6 protein-coding genes are annotated in these 5,320 nt (G+C 29.1%); all 6 read right to left on the reverse strand.

Annotated features, from left to right (window positions below; genetic code table 11):
* Positions 1-310: 310 nt before the first annotated feature.
* The 6 genes from rlmH to KQI77_RS04260 all read right to left on the reverse strand — a co-directional run bounded on the left by rlmH (position 311) and on the right by KQI77_RS04260 (position 5,016).
* Complete coding sequence (rlmH, locus tag KQI77_RS04235; RefSeq protein WP_216388720.1) at positions 311-790, reverse strand: 23S rRNA (pseudouridine(1915)-N(3))-methyltransferase RlmH; 480 nt, start codon at positions 788-790, stop codon at positions 311-313.
* A gap of 176 nt (positions 791-966) precedes the next feature.
* Positions 967-1,437 carry an Hsp20/alpha crystallin family protein gene (locus tag KQI77_RS04240; protein WP_216388722.1) on the reverse strand — a complete coding sequence of 157 codons (471 nt, stop codon included), beginning with the start codon at positions 1,435-1,437 and terminating at the stop codon, positions 967-969.
* Positions 1,438-1,512: 75 nt separating this feature from the next.
* Positions 1,513-2,154, reverse strand: a complete 642-nt coding sequence (locus KQI77_RS04245) for a lactate utilization protein (RefSeq protein WP_216388724.1) — start codon at positions 2,152-2,154, stop codon at positions 1,513-1,515.
* Between the two features lie 219 nt (positions 2,155-2,373).
* On the reverse strand, positions 2,374-2,871 hold the full coding sequence (locus KQI77_RS04250) for an SEC-C metal-binding domain-containing protein (RefSeq protein WP_216388726.1): 498 nt from the start codon (positions 2,869-2,871) through the stop codon (positions 2,374-2,376).
* Between the two features lie 69 nt (positions 2,872-2,940).
* On the reverse strand, positions 2,941-3,732 hold the full coding sequence (locus KQI77_RS04255) for an MBL fold metallo-hydrolase (protein WP_216388728.1): 792 nt from the start codon (positions 3,730-3,732) through the stop codon (positions 2,941-2,943).
* Positions 3,733-3,750: 18 nt separating this feature from the next.
* The gene (locus KQI77_RS04260; RefSeq protein WP_216388731.1) at positions 3,751-5,016 is read right to left on the reverse strand and encodes a UDP-N-acetylglucosamine 1-carboxyvinyltransferase; all 1,266 of its coding nucleotides are present in this window, start codon (positions 5,014-5,016) and stop codon (positions 3,751-3,753) included.
* Between the last annotated feature and the right edge of the window lie 304 nt (positions 5,017-5,320).

A 5,320-nucleotide genomic window follows, 5' to 3' on the forward strand; every position in this document is an offset into this window, starting at 1 on the left:
AAAGATACTAAAAAATAAAAAAGGTACGCATACTTTTTTATACAATAAAATCCTGTAACCCTTAATTTATAAGGGCTTACAGGATTTTTAACCTTTCCAACTGTCAAAGATGGGATTATAAAAATTTTTTCAATGCTATAGATTCTGAAAAACAAATTCTAATTTTCTCAAGTAGTGAAAAATGAAGAATCTATAAATAAAATTAAAATACCCAACAAAAATTCAAACTTTAGATTTTTGTAAGTTTCATTGCAAAAATTAAAGCACACCTATCGTCCATTTATATATCCAATTCTATCCAAAACCTCATTTACTTATGGTACGGTTCATTATTCATAATTCTATATGCCCTGTATATTTGTTCCAATAACATAACTCTAAATAGCTGATGTGGAAATGTCATATTAGAAAAGCATAACTTATAATCAGCTCGCTTTATAACTTCTTCTGATAATCCTAAGCTTCCTCCTATAACAAATGCTATGTTAGAATTCCCAGTCACTCCACATTTAGATATAAACTTAGAGAATTCTTCTGAAGTTAATTGTTTTCCCTTTAAATCCATTGCTACAACATATGTATTATCCTTGATCTTAGATAATATAAGCTTTCCTTCTCTCTCCTTAATCATTAATTCTTCTTTCTCTGATGCATTATCTGGAGTCTTCTCATCAGATAACTCTATTATGTCTAACTTGCAATACCTAGTAAGCCTTTTAGAGTATTCATCTATAGCCATCTTTAGATATTTTTCTTTTAATTTTCCTACTGCAATAATTGATATATTCATTTCTACTACCACCTATAATATTCTATCCAATTTCTCATTATACTATAACAGATTTTTTAACTTATACATAGCTTCAATTAATTGAGAATTTAAATTGATAAATGATACATTGTAAAAACTCAGCCATCAAGCTGAGTTTTATCATTCAATTTCGATTTTACATTCTAAATTACTTACTATTCAACCCTATATTCCTCAACATCTATTATTTCAGGATTATTATTATTTTCTTCTTGTTTAATTAATTTCTTTAACTTCGGCATAGTAATAACAAGAAAATTATTATCAAAAGATGCTTTTAGATTCGTTACATCAATCTCATCAACATAAAATACCTTCTTGGTATTATATCCAGTACTAACAACAGTCATCATAGAATTAGAATTATTAGAATATGATGTTCTTTTCTTAATTGTAAGTATGGCTTTATTCCTATCAAAATCTATACTTAAATCTTTTGCAGTTAAGCCAGGGAAATATCCCTTTATAGTATAATACTCACCACAATCCTTAAAGTCTATATCATAATTGTCTTCACTAATAACATCACTATCTAAAATTTCATCTATTATGTTGTTTATAAAGTCATCATTAAATATATTAGCTAAAAAGTCAAAATCATTATTATTAAATAGAAAAGGAAACACTATAATACATACCTCCTTGTTAGGTCTATATAATATATGTATTAAATGCTTCCTACTTTGCCACAATATTAAATATTAATATCCTAATTCTTCATCTAAGAAAATAACATGTATTCTGTCCTTATTAGCTTGTCTTCTTATTAATGTATAATCATTACATATTCTCTCTGGAGAACTACAATCCATACAACATCCAACTTTACAACATGGAGTTTTCCTATTTATTCTTTTAGCATTTATTGGTGAAGCTATAGTTTTAGTTCTTTGTATTGCCTCATCAACATCCTTAACAATTTTATTTACTCCACATATTATTATTACTTTTTCTGGACCATAGATCATTGCTGCAACTCTATTTCCTGTACCATCTACGTTATATATTTCCCCATCTTCTGTTATAGCATTTGAGCTTGCAAAATATGCATCAGCACTAAAGGATTGTCTATATATCTTATTTATATCCTCTTGAGTTATTCCCTCTGCATATCTATCAAGAAAATTATACCTTCCTTGTCTCAAGTAATCTATTATATTAGTCTCAAAAAGTGTCATAGAACCACCACAAGACACTGTTGATCCTTCTTTAACAATTTCCTCTATCTTTTTTATTAGTTCATCATTATTATTTACGTAATATCCATTCATATTATTCTTCTTTAGTGCTTCTATAGTTCTTTCTATTCTTAGCTTATTATACCACCTAACATTATTATCCATTATATGCAACCTCCTAATTATCTGGATATATTTATTTGACAATGGACTATGAGGTCCACCTTTTAATACTTAAGCTTTTACTTGTTTTTATTATATTATCTAGATTTATACTTTTCAATCTGTATACGCACATAAATTATTAGTCTTAAGCATAAGTATAATTTCCTAAAGAAAAAAAAGAGCCCTTTTATCTAGGGCTCTTTTTGAAGTTATGTAAAATTATTTTCCACAACACTTCTTGTATTTCTTACCACTTCCACATGGACATGGATCGTTTCTTCCTATTTTGTTTTCATTTCTTACTGTTTTAGAATCTTTGTACTTCTTAGATATTTCTTTTCTCTTCTCTTCTGAGAATATTGCATCCCATTGAGGTAGATTGTATAGATAGCTTGCTTTTGCATCTAACATATTGAAATATAAAGTTTCTAAATCTATATCTAAAACTATTTCTGTATCTTCTTCTACTGTATCTAAGTCAATTGGATTCTTTAAGCTTTCGTTAATTCCATCTATGAAGCCCATAACAAATTCAACTGTAGCATCATATTCCTTTGATAACTCTGCTATTGTAGTCTTCTTAACTTCATTATGATTAGCTAATAAGTCTTTGTATATATTAGTTTCAACTTTGCTATATTCTTGCCAAAAAGCTTTTTCTCCTTTTGTTTTTACATATTCAACAACCATATCGGTCCATCTTGTATATAATCCCATACTACTCTCCTCTTTCTATACTTACTATAAAAAATTATACTAATTTCTAAGCTTAATTTCAACTTAATTTTACAAATTGATACATTTGCTCGGATTGTTTCTATTGGCCATAGATAAAAATACATCTTGTCCTTCTACTAATCCGTTCTCTTGTATTACACTTAACACTGTTTGATATGCTAAATCAGGATTATTATTGGTATTACTTAAATGTCCTAAAAATATCTTTTTTCCCAATCCATTTCGAGCCAAATTAATTATAGCTTCACCACATGCATCATTAGATAAATGCCCTATTTCACTAAGTATTCTTTGCTTCAAAGGATATGGATATGGTCCGAATTTAAGCATATTAATATCATGATTGCTTTCTAATAACATAACTTCAGATTCTTTTATATTGTTATGTATCTCTTGAGTATATGTTCCAAAGTCTGTTGCTACACTTACAATTCTATTATTATTAATTATAGTATATCCCACAGGACTTATAGCATCATGAGGTATAGCAAAAGATTTTATAGTCAAATCTTCTATATCTACAGTTCCTCTTCTATCAATTATCTTTATATTATGTTCTTTGATTTTGCCTATAGATCCTTCCATTGCACTCCATGTCTTATCATTAGCATATATAGGTATATCATATTTTCTAGATATAACTCCTACACCTTTTATATGATCACTATGTTCATGGGTAACAAATATTCCATCTATATCACTTGGATCTTCACCTATTGATTTTAATGCTTCATCTATTTTTTTGCCTGGTAATCCTGCATCTATTAAAATTCTAGCATTATCTCCTGCTACAAATATACTGTTTCCACTACTTCCACTATATAATGGACAAAACTTCATAATATGATTCCTCCCATATTATTCATCAACTTCTATCCTCTTTATGTCCGCACCTAAAGCTCTTAATTTTCCTTCTATATGAGGATATCCTCTATCTATATGTTCAATATCTGTTATCTCAGTTACACCTTCAGCTATAAGCCCAGCTATAACCATAGCTGCTCCAGCTCTAAGGTCAGTTGCTTTTACTACTGCTCCAGTTAATTTACTAACACCATCTATTATAGCAACTCTTCCTTCAACCTTGATGTTTGCACCCATCTTCTTAAGCTCATCTATATGCTTATGTCTATTCTCCCATATAGATTCTGCTATTAAACTTCTACTAGGTACAATACTCAATAAAGCTGCCATAGGTTGTTGAATATCTGTAGGGAAACCTGGATATGGAGTTGTCTTTATGTTTACTCCTCTTAACTTTCCATCTACAGTTACTCTCATACTATCATCATATTCTTCTATTATTGCTCCCATTTCACTTAATTTAGCTGTTATAGATTCTAAGTGTTTAGGAATTATATTGTGTATAGTAACATCACCTTTTGTTGCTACAGCTGCTATCATAAATGTTCCAGCTTCTATTTGATCTGGTATAACACTATAATTACATCCTTTTAATTTCTTAACTCCTGTTATTCTTATAACATCAGTTCCAGCACCTTTTATATTAGCTCCCATTGTATTTAAGAAATTAGCAACATCAACTACATGAGGTTCCTTCGCAACATTCTCTAATACAGTTAATCCTTCAGCCATTGTTGCTGCTATCATAACATTAATAGTTGCACCTACAGATACTACATCAAAAAATACATTAGCTCCTACTAACTTATCCGCTCTAACATTTACTGCACCATGTTCTATAGTTACTTCTGCACCTAAAGCTTCAAAGCCTTTTATATGTTGATCTATAGGTCTTACACCTATAGGACAACCTCCTGGCAATTCAACTCTTGCCTTCTTAAATCTAGCTAATAATGCACCTATAAAGTAGTAAGAAGCTCTCATTCTTCTTACATCATCTGTACAAGCATCGCAGCTTGTTATATCTGTACTATCTATTTCTAAAATGTTAGAGTCTGTCTTCTTAACACCGCATCCTAAAGACTTTAATATTCTCTCTAAACAATGAACATCTTCAATATCAGGTATATTATCAATGACACATTTGCCTTCACTTGCTAATACAGCTGCAGGTAGAATTGCAACCGCTGCATTCTTCGCACCATTAATGTTAACATCACCCTTAAGTGGTATACCTCCATTTATAACTAATCTTTCCATTATCTTCACCCTATTCACAGATTATTATTTATATATATTTAAACTACTAAAATTTCAAATTTATTTATACTGTTAAAATTCCATTTTCAATCACATTTGTAGTACGATTTATTTAATTATTTCGCTTATTATCCATACTACCTAAACCATTATAACATAAACAAAATTTTATTAAATATTTTATTAAATATTTTTTTATATTTGTTTTGATAATATTTTTTGTTATCTATCCATTAATTTCTATTATTTTAATTTCAAGTATGGTATAATTTATGTCAAAGTCGGAAGTTTGACACTTTCTTAA

It is taken from the genome of Clostridium sp. MSJ-8, assembly GCF_018918325.1.
Lineage (GTDB): Bacteria > Bacillota > Clostridia > Clostridiales > Clostridiaceae > Clostridium.